This is a genomic window from Streptomyces sp. NPDC037288, from assembly GCF_055603265.1.
Map to the genome: position 1 here is coordinate 37,888 of NZ_JBVJVY010000008.1, position 11,539 is coordinate 49,426.

Sequence of the window (11,539 nt, forward strand, 5' to 3'; positions counted from 1 at the left end):
CCCGCGGTCACATGCTCCGCAGGCTCTGTACTGCAAGGGAAACCAAACTGCAACTTGCGGCAAGCCTAGCATCCGGGCAGCCGAAAGCAATAGGGATCAAGATCACGTCACCCGGATGTTTGAACGGAGGTTGGTCCATTTGACGGCGGGGTCGGTCCCGGCACCGTACCGGACGGGGTCTAGTCTCGCGATGTGGACAATTCTCGCACCCGGCCGCGCGTCGGCCACATCCAGTTCCTGAACTGCCTGCCCCTGTACTGGGGGCTCGCGAGAACCGGCACCCTCCTCGACTTCGAGCTGACCAAGGACACCCCCGAGAAGCTCAGTGAGCAGCTCGTGCGCGGCGACCTCGACATCGGCCCCGTCACCCTCGTCGAGTTCCTGAAGAACGCCGACGACCTGATCGCCTTCCCGGACATCGCCGTCGGGTGCGACGGCCCGGTGATGTCCTGCGTGATCGTCTCGCAGGTCCCGCTGGACCGGCTGGACGGCTGCCGGGTCGCCCTCGGCTCGACCTCCCGTACCTCGGTCCGCCTCGCCCAGCTCCTCCTCGCCGACCGCTACGGCGTCCGGCCCGACTACTACACCTGCCCGCCCGACCTCAGCCTGATGATGCAGGAGGCGGACGCCGCGGTCCTGATCGGCGACGCGGCACTGCGGGCGAACCTGCTGGACGGCCCGCGCTACGGCCTGCAGGTCCACGACCTCGGCACGCTCTGGAAGGAGTGGACCGGCCTGCCGTTCGTCTTCGCGGTCTGGGCGGCCCGCCGCGACTACGCCGACCGCGAGCCGGACATCACCCGCCAGGTCCACGAGGCCTTCCTCGAGTCCCGCAACCTCTCCCTGGAGGAGGTCGCCAAGGTCGCCGAACAGGCCGCCCGCTGGGAGGCCTTCGACGAGGTGACCCTGGCGCAGTACTTCACCACCCTCGACTTCAGCTTCGGCTCCCCGCAGCTGGAGGCGGTCGCCGAGTTCGCCCGCCGGGTCGGCCCGACCACCGGCTTCCCGGCGGACGTGAAGGTGGACCTGCTGCGTGGGTGACCACGCGTCACTAGGCTGAGGGCGACAGGCTCGGACACGGGCCTCGGGTACGGGCCTTGAGGCCGGAGGCGTTGGGGGGAGCGCGCCATGCAGCCGCTGGACGTGGACGAGCCGGCCACCGTCGGCCCCTACCGGCTGCTCGGCCGGCTCGGTGCCGGCGGGATGGGCCGGGTCTACCTCGGCCGCAGCGCGGGCGGCCGTACGGTCGCGGTGAAGATCGTGCATCCGCACTTCGCGCTGGACGAGGAGTTCCGCGCCCGCTTCCGGCGCGAGGTGGCGGCCGCCCGCAGGGTCGGCGGCGCCTGGACCGCGCCCGTCCTGGACGCGGACCCGGACGCCCCGGTGCCGTGGGTCGCCACCGCCTACGCGGCCGGCCCGTCCCTCGCCGCGGCCGTCACCGACACCGGCCCGCTGCCCGCGCACACCGTACGGGCCCTGGGCGCGGGCCTCGCCGAGGCGCTGACGGCCGTACACGAACGAGGGCTCGTGCACCGGGACGTGAAGCCGTCGAACGTCCTGCTGACCCTTGACGGACCGTTGCTGATCGACTTCGGCATCGCGCGGGCCATGGACGGCACGGCGTCCCTGACGTCCACCGGTGTCTCGGTCGGCTCCCCGGGTTACATGTCACCCGAGCAGATCCTCGGCAAGGGCGTCACGGGTGCGGCCGACGTCTTCTCCCTCGGCGCGGTCCTCGTCCACGCGGCCACGGGAGAAGCGCCCTTCCGCGGTGACTCCTCGGCCGCGCTCCTCTACAAGGTGGTCCACGAGGAGCCCGAACTCGGATCGCTGGACGGCGCGTTGCGGGAGGTCGCCGCGGCCTGCCTGGCCAAGGACCCGGCGGCCCGGCCCGTCCCCGCCGACGTGAGCCGACTGCTCGCCCCTGAGGGCGCCGCCCGCCTGGTCGCCGGCGGCTGGCTGCCCGGCCCCCTGGTGGAACAGGTCAGCCGCAGCGCCGTCCGCCTGCTCAACCTGGACACGGAGGAGACGGTGCGGTCGGGCCCGGTGGCCTTCGACCGGCCGGCGGTCGCGGGGGCACCGACACCGGCGTCGCCCTCCGACGCGGCCCCTGCCCCCGCCGAGTCGGCCTCCTTCACCGGAGCCGGTGCTTTCGGGCCCGCGCCCGTGATGAGTCCGCAGGGCCCTGGCACGTCGGATTCCGCAGGCACGGCGGGCGGCGCGACCGGTGCGGCCGGGGTCTGTCCCGAGTCCGCGACCGGTGTGGACGGCGTGCCACCCGGGGCGCCGACCGTCGCGCCCCCGCCGCGGGACGCCCCGCCGCCCGGCCGGGTCTCGGTCAGCCTGGCGGCGGCCTCCGCACCGGCAGCGGGCGGTCGCGGTCGCCGGCTGAGCTGCACGCTGGTGCTGGCGGTCGCCGGAGCGCTGGCCGTGGTGTCCCTGGTGCTCGGCGCGGTGCTGCGGCCCTGGTTCCAGAACGGCGATGACGCGGGCGCGGGCAGCGCCCCCCGCTCCCCGGCGCCGAGTGCGGCGTACAGCAGCGCCCCCGACGGAGCGCCCGGTGCGGTCCCGGCCCGCTACCTCGGCACCTGGGAAGGGCAGGGCACCGAACTCGGACTGCCCGCCGGCTCCTTCCGGATCACCGTCCACCAGGCCGCCGTGGGGAAGGAGTTGGGACGGCTCCGGAACACCGACCAGTTCGGTGGTGTGTGCACGGACGTCCTCACCCTGAAGAAGGTGACGAAGTCCCAGATCCTCGCGACCTCGGTGGGCGCCGAGGACAACCCCGGGCACTGTGTGGCGAACCCGCGCCAGGTCGAGCTGACCCCGGTCGGCGACGACCTGCAGTTCACTTCGGACAGCGCGGCCGAGGGCAACGCGCGGGCCCGCATGTCGAAGGTCGGATGAGGACCGTGGGCGCGACGGGAAGCGGGACGGGATGAGCACAGGGGCGCTGATGGCCGCCGCCGCGCTGTGGGGCGCCCTGGCGGGCGCGCTGCTGCCCCGCGCCGCCTACCGCTTCGCCGTCCCCTCCGGTGAGCCGTGGCGGGACCGGTGCCCGGACGGCCACCCGCTGCGGGGCTGGATCGGCCGGACGGGGTGCGGCGCGTGCGGAGCGGGGAGGCCGGGCCGGCCACTGAGCACGGAGGTGCTCCCTGCCGTCCTCGCCACCGCCCTGACCTGCGCCGCTCTCGCCGCCGCCACCGGCACCCGGCCGGAACTGGCGGTCTGGCTGCTGCTCGCGCCCGTCGGGGTGCTGCTGGCCGTGGTCGACTTCCGGGTGCAGCGGCTGCCCGACCCACTGACTTTGCCCCTCGCCGGGGCCGCCCTCGCCCTGCTGGGCCTCGTCACGCTGCTGCCCGAGCACGCCGGCCACTGGCCCACCGCGCTGTACGCAGCCCTCGCGCTCGGCGCCGGCTACTACGCGCTGTACCGCATCAACCCGGCCGGCATGGGCTTCGGCGACGTGAAGCTGGCCGTCGGCATGGGCGCCGTACTCGGCTGGTACGGCTGGTCCACGGTCCTGCTCGGCGCCTTCGCCGGCTTCCTGTTCGGCGCCCTGTACGGCGGCGCCCTCGTCGTCGTACGGCGCGCGAGTCGCAAGTCGGCGATCCCGTTCGGCCCGTTCCTGCTGGCCGGGGCCTTCACAGGGCTGCTGATCGGCGCGTACGCGGCCTGAGAGCGGGCCGGGGAAACGGCTGACGTAGGCTGAGTCAGTCCGTCCACAACCCTTGACGAAAGGGACGCCCGGTGACCGAGAAGGCCGACCTCCAGTCCGTGCTCGACCGAGCCGCAGCGGGCGGACGCATCACGCCCGAGGAGGCGCTCGTCCTCTACCGCGACGCCCCGCTGCACGCGCTGGGCGCCGCCGCCGACGCCGTACGCCGCCGCAAGTACGCCGGCATCGAGCACATCGCGACGTACATCATCGAGCGGAACATCAACTACACGAACGTGTGCGTCACGGCGTGCAAGTTCTGCGCCTTCTACGCGGCCCCCAAGGACAAGGACAAGGGCTGGACCCGCGACCTCGACGACATCCTGCGCCGCTGCGCGGAGACCCTCGAACTGGGCGGCACCCAGATCATGTTCCAGGGCGGCCACCACCCGGACTACGGCGTCGAGTACTACGAGAAGCACTTCCGGGCCATCAAGGAAGCCTTCCCGCAGCTCGTCATCCACTCGCTGGGCGCGTCCGAGGTCGAGCACATGGCCCGTATCTCCGGCGTGTCCGTCGAGGAGGCCATCACCCGGATCCACGAGGCCGGCCTGGACTCCTTCGCGGGCGCCGGCGCGGAACTGCTCCCCGAACGCCCCCGCAAGGCCATCGCTCCCCTCAAGGAGTCCGGCGAGCGCTGGCTGGAGATCATGGAGTCCGCGCACCGGCTGGGCGTGGAGTCCACGTCCACCATGCTGATGGGCACCGGCGAGACCAACGCCGAGCGCATCGAGCACCTGCGCATGATCCGCGACGTACAGGACCGCACGGGCGGCTTCCGCGCGTTCATCCCGTACACCTACCAGCCCGAGAACAACCACCTGAAGGGCCGGACGCAGGCGACGATCTTCGAGTACCTCCGAATGATCGCCATCGCCCGCCTCTTCCTGGACAACGTCCGGCACATCCAGGGCTCGTGGCTGACCACGGGCAAGGAGGTCGGCCAGCTGTCGCTGCACTACGGCGCGGACGACCTCGGCTCGATCATGCTGGAGGAGAACGTGGTCTCCTCGGCCGGCGCCAAGCACCGCTCCAACCGCCTGGAGATCATCGACCTGATCCGCAAGGCGGGCCGCGTCCCGGCGCAGCGCGCCACGACGTACGAGCACCTCCTCGTCCATGACGACCCGGCGAACGACCCCGTCGACGACCGCGTGGTCTCCCACATCTCCTCCACGGCCATCGAGGGCGGCACGGCCCACCCCGAACTGAAGCTGCTGGCTTCGAACTAGGGGCGTCTTGCTGACGATTCACGCCGACTCCAGGGGCCACGCCCTCGCCGTCGAGGGCGAGCGGGTCGCGGCTGCCGGCCCCCTGGAGGAGCTTGCCGCCGTGTACCCGCACGCGCGCGTGCGCACCTGGCCCGGCATCCTCACGTCCGGATTCGTCAGCCTCCACGGCAACGAGCTGCTGGAGGAGACGTACCATCCGGATCCCCGGGAGGCAGACGCCCTCGGTACCGAGCCGTTGACCGGCGACGCGCTGACAGCGCTCGCCCTCGACGACGCCCGCTGGGGCGCGAGCGCCCGGCGCGGGGTACAGCGCATGCTGGCCCACGGCACCGTCGCGGCAGCCTGCGAACCGCTGCGCAACCGTGCGGTCCAGGACGCCGTGCGGCGTACCGGGCTGGTGCTCACCGGCCGGCAGGGGCGCCCCGGCGGCGTCCCCTCCCTCGACCCTCTCGCCTCGGGCCTGCCGCCCGTGACACCGCCTCCGCGCACCCCGGGCTCCGCCGCCCGCTTCGCGGTCTTCGACGCCCACGACGAGGCCGAACTCGCCGAGCGGGGAGCGGGTACGTGCCTGGCGACGGTGCTGGCGGGCCGATTGGTCTTCCGCCGCCGCTGACCCCTCCACCCTCGAGCAGGACACCGGCATCACCCCGCCCTGCACCGTGGTCGTACGCCACCCGGCAGGCCCTCCGGTAGGGCCGACCACCGGGGTGGAGGGCGTCGCGGCACGCAGGAGGCCGAGCCTCCTGCCGTGGGACCGGGCTGCAACAATGGGCGGGTGACCCGCGCTTCCCTGAACAAGCAGCCGCACGAAGTCGCCTCGATGTTCGACGACGTGGCGGAACGGTACGACCTGACGAACGCCGTGCTCTCGCTCGGCCAGGACCGGCGCTGGCGCAAGGAGGTGGCGAAGGCGGTCGACGCGCGCCCCGCGCAGAAGGTCCTCGACCTCGCCGCCGGTACGGCCACCTCCTCGCTGCCCTTCGCGCGGACGGGCGCCTACGTCGTCCCCTGCGACTTCTCGGTCGGGATGCTCCAGGTCGGCAAGAGGAAGCACACCTGGCTGCCGTTCACGGCCGGGGACGCGACGAAGCTGCCGTTCCAGGACGACACCTTCGACGCCGTCACCATCTCCTTCGGGCTGCGCAACGTCCAGGACGCGGATGCGGCCCTGCGGGAGATGTACCGGGTGACCCGGCCCGGCGGGCGCGTGGTGATCTGCGAGTTCTCGACCCCGACGTGGGCGCCGTTCCGCACCGTCTACACCGAGTACCTGATGCGCGCCCTGCCGCCGGCCGCCCGCGCGGTGTCCTCGAACCCGGACGCCTACGTCTACCTCGCCGAGTCCATCCGTGCCTGGCCCGACCAGGCCGCCCTCGCCGAAAGGATGGGCAAGGCGGGCTGGTCGAAGGTGGCCTGGCGCAACCTCACCGGCGGTGTGGTCGCCCTGCACCGGGGCTTCAAGGAGAGCTGAGCCGTCCTTCCGCAACGCGGCGGGCTCAGTGGTTGATCATCTCGAAGGCGTCACCGGGCTCACCGAGTTCGCGTCGGAGTCCGCCCGTGGGCGGTCGCGGGACGCGTGGCTCGCGCACGCCTCCGCCGCCCTCTCCCTCACCGAAGTCGAACCACACGTACACCATCGACTCCCGCGGCACCTCGGCGCCGGGCTGCGGGTACTGGCGTACGACGTAGTCGACGACCGTGTGGTGGAAGTCCGGGCGGTCCGGCGCGTTGAGGAACAGGCCCCGCGCCCGGGCCGTTTCGCGCGCGTCCACGGCCATCAGTCCGACCAGCCGCGGCACGCGCACTTCGGGTGTTTTGGGTGTTATACGCACAGATGTCACCCCCAGCGGTACTGGAAGGGTAACTCTCGTGTGCCCCGGCCGGAAGGAGTTGGTGTCTTTCTGTAACAGATGACTACGCTGCGTTATCAGTGCGGGTGTTGAGGGCGAGCCGGAAGCAGAGCGCCGACTCGTTCAGCATGGGATGCGGATAGGTCTCCGCCGGCCGCATCCCGAGCCGCCGGGTCACCGCGATCGACCGTTCGTTGCCCGGCCGGACCATCGCCACCACCTCCGGCACCCCGGCCGCCCGCACCCGCTCCAGCGTCTCGCGCGAGGCAGCGGTGACGTACCCCTTGCCCCAGTGCGCCCGGCCCAGCCGCCAGCCGATCTCGATCTCGCCGACCGGCCCCCAGGCGGGCCGCCAGGGCTGCGCCCCGGTGAAGCCGATGACCTCCCCGGACTCGTCCAGCAGGGTCCACAGACAGAAGCCGAGTTCCGCGTCGTGCCGCCGCTGGCGCGCGGTGAGTTCCTCGTAGACGGACAGCGCGGCCGGCCTGCCGCCGTAGAACTCCATGACCTCGGGGTCGTCGAAGACCCGGTGCCAGGCGATCGCGTCCTCGTGCGTGGGCACGCGCAGCCGTACCGCGGGGAGGGGTCGGTTCACAGGGCAGCCCTTCAGCCGGGTGATCAATTCTGCTGAATAGACTGCCCGTGTCCAGTGCCGGTCGGCACGCATATTCCGAACCTTGGGGAGATCCCGCCGTGACCGTCGAGACCGAGCCCCACTCCGAGCGAGTCCCCGAGCCTTTCTCCGAGAACACCGCCGATGTCATCGTCGTCGGCGCGGGGCCGGCCGGCTCCACGACCGCGTACCACCTCGCCAAGGCCGGTCTCGACGTCCTGCTCCTGGAGAAGACCGAGTTCCCGCGCGAGAAGGTCTGCGGCGACGGCCTCACCCCGCGTGCGGTGAAGCAGCTCGTGGCGATGGGCATCGACATCTCCGAGGAGGCCGGCTGGCTGCGCAACAAGGGCCTGCGCATCATCGGCGGCGGTGTCCGCCTCCAGCTGGACTGGCCGGAACTGGCCTCCTTCCCGAACTACGGACTGGTCCGCAAGCGCGACGACTTCGACGAGCAGCTCGCCCGCAACGCCCAGAAGGCGGGGGCGCGGCTGTACGAGCGCTGCAACGTGAGCGGTCCGGTCATCGACGACCGCACCGGCCGCATCACCGGCGTCAGGGCCAAGCTCGGCGAGGAGAAGCGCGAGGTCACCTTCCACGCGCCCCTGGTGGTGGCCGCCGACGGCAACTCCACCCGCCTGTCCCTGGCGATGGGCCTGCACCGCCGCGAGGACCGCCCGATGGGTGTCGCGGTCCGGACGTATTTCGAGAGCCCCCGTCACGACGACGACTACCTGGAGTCCTGGCTGGAACTGTGGGACCGCCGCGGCCCCCAGGACCGTCTGCTGCCCGGCTACGGCTGGATCTTCGGCATGGGCGACGGCACGTCGAACGTGGGCCTCGGCGTCCTGAACACCTCCGCCTCCTTCAAGGAGCTGGACTGGCGCGAGATCCTCAAGGCCTGGTGCGCCTCCATGCCGGAGGACTGGGGCTACACCCCCGACAACATGACCGGTCCGATCCGCGGCGCCGCCCTGCCCATGGCCTTCAACCGCCAGCCGCACTACACGCGTGGGCTGCTGCTCGTCGGCGACGCCGGCGGCCTGGTGAACCCCTTCAACGGCGAGGGCATCGCCTACGCCATGGAGTCCGGCCAGATCGCCGCCGACGTCATCGTCCAGGCCCACGCGCGGGCCACGCCCGCCCAGCGCGAGATCGCCCTCCAGGGCTATCCGCGCATCCTCAAGGACACCTACGGCGGCTACTACACGCTCGGCCGCGCCTTCGTGAAGCTCATCGGCAACCCGAAGGTCATGCAGATCGCCGCCCAGCGCGGCCTCACGCACCCGATGCTGATGAAGTTCACCCTCAAGCTCCTCGCGAACCTCACCGACCCCACGGGCGGCGACGCGATGGACCGCATCATCAACGGCCTGAGCAAGGTGGCCCCGAAGGCGTGAGCCCTCGCCAGGCCTGTCAGCCCCGGCTCAGTTCCTCGGCCCTGGCGGCCCGGCGGGCGAACACCTCGTCGCGCCGGTCCGTCATCTGCCGCAGCGCGTCCTTTTTCTCCCGCTTGGAGAGCCGGTCCAGGTAGAGGTGCCCGTGGGTGTGGTCGGTCTCGTGGGCGAGGCAGCGCGCGAAGTACCCCGTGCCCTCGATGACGACCGGCCGGCCGTCCTTGTCCTGCCCGCGTACGACGGCCCTGTCCGGCCGCGGTACGGCCATCACGGCACCCGGCACCGACAGACAGCCCTCGCCCTCGTCCAGCAGCCGTCGCCCGTGCGTGGGCGTTTCGAGCACCGGATTGACGATGTGCCCGACATGTCGGACACCATCGTCATCGGGGCAGTCGTACACGAACAGCCGGAGATCGACCCCCACCTGATTCGCCGCCAGTCCCGCCCCTTCGGCGACATACAGCGTGAGGAACATGTCGTCGATGAGTGCGGCGAGGTCGGGCCCGAACTCCGTGACGTCCCGGCACGGCTTGTGCAGGACCTCCTCGCCGGCCTCGGTGATCCTGCGCACCGCACCACGCCGGGCCTCCGGGGCGTGGCGGGGGTAGTGGTCGGCGGGCCTTCCCTGCACGAACACGCGTGGCATCGCGCGGTCTCCTTCGCTCGTGGACGGACCGCCGGGCGGCGGCCCGTGCCGAGCATGTCAGGAACACCGCCCTGGCGTGCCGGGAACGCCGCAGGGCCGCTGCCCCCGAGCGGCTGCGGCCCTACGCGCGTTGAGAGGCGCGGGAGCGCTCAGAGCACCCGCACGGCGCCGGTCGGCGGGTCGTACGACAGCGGGTGCTCCCCGACGCCGCTGGAGGGGTTCTGCGCGCCGACGAACATGCCGTCGCCCACGTACACCGCGACGTGGTAGGCGCTGCCCGCGCTGCCCCAGTACAGGATGTCGCCCGGCTGCAGATTGCTCAGCGACACCTGGGTGCCCTGGGTCGACTGGTCCTGGGAGACGCGCGGCAGGCTGATCCCGACCTGCTTGAACGCCGTCTGCACCAGGCCGGAGCAGTCGTACGCCGACGGGCCGGTGGCGCCGGAGACGTACGCCTTGCCGATCTGGGCCTTGACGAAGCTGATGACGGCCGCGGCCGAACCGGTGGCCGTGGACGTGCTCGTGGAGGTGCTGCCGGTGTCCGTCGTGGCGGAGAGCGTCGTGCGCTCCGCGTTGCGGGAGGCGCGCGCGGCGGCCTCCTTGCGTGCGGCCTCCTCGGCCTTCTTCTTGGCCTCGGCGGCCTTCTGCTTCGCCTCGGCGAGGTCCGCCTTGGCCTGCTTCGCGGCCTTTGCGGCGGCCGCGTCACGCTCGGCCTGCAGCTGGTAGTTCGCGGCGGCCTGCTGGGTGGCGTCCGCGGACTTGGCCGCCTGGGCGGCCAGGTCGGCCGTCAGGGTGGGCAGTTCGAGGGTCTGCGTCACCGGCTCGGCCGCGTTCGCCGAGCCGGACGCCCCGGCGACTGCCAGGGTGCTGAGGACGCCACCGGCAACTCCGGCCCGCATCGCGAGGGTCGACGCGCTGCGGCGGGGCTTCCGGTGGCTGCGTATGTGAGCGGTGTGGGACATGGGAACAACCGGTACCAGGGGCTCCTTCATATCTACAAGAAACGTGTGCTGCGCCACAGTTGCTCAATCGAGACCCAGAATCCCGGGCGTGTCGTTCTTTATTGACGCCGTAACGGACATAGCGGACGTCGGTGATCAAGGCCTTGATCACGGTCTTTGATCATTACGTCCGGATTGCCCCCCGCCTACCACCGGTTGAGGTCGTTGGCCAAGCCCGCTTCTCAGGGCCCTCTCATCAATGTGGCGGAGGTCACGGAACGGTTACCGGTAGCGGGGCGTCCTGTGTGCGCGGCGCTCGTGAACGCGTGCACGCGTCCGCACCCCCCGTCCACACCGCACCCCCGCCTCCCTCTGATGTGTGAACGCCGCCCTCTACCAGGCACCCGCGCCCAGCGCCAATTTGCATGCAGCGGAACTCTCTTGATATGGAGACGCCCCTTCCGGCCTGCGATGACAAGCGAAAATGTCACTTCTGGTGATCAACTGAACGCTTCGCGTATGAAGATCACTCATCATCCGACTTCATGATCCTTCGTCAGGTGGTGGAGATCACAAAGCTTGTGGAATACCCCGTGTCGCAGATCACAGAGCGACGGGCATAAGATGCGTGGCAACTGGGCTTGTGACCTGCTTCACATGTTCTCGATCTTCGCCACGGGACGACGGGGCCCGAGGGACCGGTGAGGCGGAAGTGAGCGCAGTGCACCAGTGCAACCGCCAGCAGTCAGCGCCGACTGAGAGGAGCGAGGAGCGGTGAACGCGTATGCGCCCATCCTCGTACTGGGAGCCCTCGGGGCAGGCTTTGCGATCTTCTCCGTGGTCATGGCCACGCTGATCGGTCCGAAGCGGTACAACCGCGCCAAGCTCGAGGCCTACGAGTGCGGTATCGAGCCGACCCCCACGCCGGCCGGCGGCGGGCGCTTCCCCATCAAGTACTACCTGACGGCGATGCTCTTCATCGTCTTCGACATCGAGATCGTCTTCCTCTACCCCTGGGCCGTTACCTTCGACGCCCTGGGGATCTTCGGGCTCGTGGAGATGCTGCTCTTCGTGCTCACCGTCTTCGTCGCGTACGCGTACGTATGGCGGCGCGGCGGCCTGGAATGGGACTGAGGGGCCTTACG

The 11,539-nt window shown here is 71.0% G+C and carries 12 protein-coding genes; 8 read left to right on the forward strand and 4 right to left on the reverse strand.

Features of this window, described 5'->3' with window-relative positions; genetic code table 11:
* The first annotated feature begins 192 nt into the window (after window positions 1–192).
* The 6 genes from ACZ7GZ_RS12040 (at window position 193) to ACZ7GZ_RS12065 (ending at window position 6,421) form a co-directional block, all read left to right on the forward strand.
* Complete coding sequence (locus ACZ7GZ_RS12040; RefSeq protein ID WP_471023259.1) at window positions 193–1,041, forward strand: menaquinone biosynthetic enzyme MqnA/MqnD family protein; 849 nt, start codon at window positions 193–195, stop codon at window positions 1,039–1,041.
* A gap of 87 nt (window positions 1,042–1,128) precedes the next feature.
* Window positions 1,129–2,907 carry a serine/threonine-protein kinase gene (locus ACZ7GZ_RS12045; RefSeq protein ID WP_471023261.1) on the forward strand — a complete coding sequence of 593 codons (1,779 nt, stop codon included), beginning with the start codon at window positions 1,129–1,131 and terminating at the stop codon, window positions 2,905–2,907.
* Window positions 2,908–2,938: 31 nt separating this feature from the next.
* Window positions 2,939–3,679, forward strand: a complete 741-nt coding sequence (locus tag ACZ7GZ_RS12050) for a prepilin peptidase (RefSeq protein ID WP_471023264.1) — start codon at window positions 2,939–2,941, stop codon at window positions 3,677–3,679.
* A gap of 71 nt (window positions 3,680–3,750) precedes the next feature.
* Window positions 3,751–4,950 carry a cyclic dehypoxanthinyl futalosine synthase gene (gene mqnC, locus ACZ7GZ_RS12055; RefSeq protein ID WP_471023267.1) on the forward strand — a complete coding sequence of 400 codons (1,200 nt, stop codon included), beginning with the start codon at window positions 3,751–3,753 and terminating at the stop codon, window positions 4,948–4,950.
* 7 nt (window positions 4,951–4,957) lie between these two features.
* Window positions 4,958–5,563 (forward strand): imidazolonepropionase-like domain-containing protein, encoded by a 606-nt coding sequence (locus tag ACZ7GZ_RS12060; RefSeq protein ID WP_471023269.1) that lies wholly within the window; start codon window positions 4,958–4,960, stop codon window positions 5,561–5,563.
* Between the two features lie 162 nt (window positions 5,564–5,725).
* Complete coding sequence (locus tag ACZ7GZ_RS12065) at window positions 5,726–6,421, forward strand: demethylmenaquinone methyltransferase (RefSeq protein WP_471023271.1); 696 nt, start codon at window positions 5,726–5,728, stop codon at window positions 6,419–6,421.
* Between the two features lie 25 nt (window positions 6,422–6,446).
* Here the strand turns inward: ACZ7GZ_RS12065 and ACZ7GZ_RS12070 are convergent, their stop codons facing one another.
* Together ACZ7GZ_RS12070 and ACZ7GZ_RS12075 are read right to left on the reverse strand one after the other, a co-directional pair.
* Complete coding sequence (locus ACZ7GZ_RS12070) at window positions 6,447–6,782, reverse strand: PASTA domain-containing protein (protein WP_471023273.1); 336 nt, start codon at window positions 6,780–6,782, stop codon at window positions 6,447–6,449.
* Between the two features lie 82 nt (window positions 6,783–6,864).
* On the reverse strand, window positions 6,865–7,395 hold the full coding sequence (locus tag ACZ7GZ_RS12075) for a GNAT family N-acetyltransferase (protein ID WP_471023276.1): 531 nt from the start codon (window positions 7,393–7,395) through the stop codon (window positions 6,865–6,867).
* A 98-nt stretch (window positions 7,396–7,493) separates the two neighbouring features.
* Here ACZ7GZ_RS12075 and ACZ7GZ_RS12080 point away from each other — a divergent pair, with 98 nt between their 5' ends.
* Complete coding sequence (locus ACZ7GZ_RS12080; RefSeq protein ID WP_471023278.1) at window positions 7,494–8,810, forward strand: geranylgeranyl reductase family protein; 1,317 nt, start codon at window positions 7,494–7,496, stop codon at window positions 8,808–8,810.
* 16 nt (window positions 8,811–8,826) lie between these two features.
* Here ACZ7GZ_RS12080 and def read toward each other — a convergent pair whose 3' ends face one another.
* Entirely contained in the window at window positions 8,827–9,453 is a 627-nt protein-coding gene (def, locus tag ACZ7GZ_RS12085) for a peptide deformylase (protein ID WP_471023281.1), read from the reverse strand.
* A gap of 149 nt (window positions 9,454–9,602) precedes the next feature.
* Entirely contained in the window at window positions 9,603–10,415 is an 813-nt protein-coding gene (locus ACZ7GZ_RS12090; protein WP_471023284.1) for a C40 family peptidase, read from the reverse strand.
* Between the two features lie 753 nt (window positions 10,416–11,168).
* Between ACZ7GZ_RS12090 and ACZ7GZ_RS12095 the strand changes: the two genes are divergently transcribed.
* Window positions 11,169–11,528, forward strand: coding sequence for an NADH-quinone oxidoreductase subunit A (locus tag ACZ7GZ_RS12095; protein WP_003992243.1), 360 nt, complete (start codon window positions 11,169–11,171; stop codon window positions 11,526–11,528).
* Window positions 11,529–11,539 lie beyond the last annotated feature (11 nt).